This is a genomic window from Streptomyces mutabilis, from assembly GCF_014649815.1.
In the GTDB taxonomy this organism is placed as follows: domain Bacteria; phylum Actinomycetota; class Actinomycetes; order Streptomycetales; family Streptomycetaceae; genus Streptomyces; species Streptomyces mutabilis.
Genome location: NZ_BMTT01000145.1, coordinates 481 through 721 on the forward strand (window position 1 = coordinate 481; position 241 = coordinate 721).

At 39.0% G+C, this 241-nt stretch carries 1 protein-coding gene; it reads right to left on the reverse strand.

Annotation, left to right across the window (positions count from 1 at the left end):
- Positions 1 to 241, reverse strand: a 241-nt coding sequence (locus IE142_RS39790) for a uroporphyrinogen-III C-methyltransferase (protein ID WP_229831236.1), incomplete at both ends; no start/stop codon positions are given.

The following is a 241-nucleotide window of genomic DNA, read 5'->3' on the forward strand; positions in this document are numbered from 1 at the left end:
CTTGGTTTGGAGCTAATAGTGGAATAGCGGTACTGTCTCGACGACGGATAGTAATAAAGTCATCCATAAAGCTTTTCCAGCTTTTACTGAGGTTTTGCTTCCAGTCAGAAAGCGAGCCTGAAATGGCTTCATCATTTTTATCCATCGGTGAGCCATCACGCTCAAATCCAGATAAGCGTAGGTTATCAACCTGATTAGCTAACTGATTTAATTGTAAAATAGTACCATCATTATCAATTTT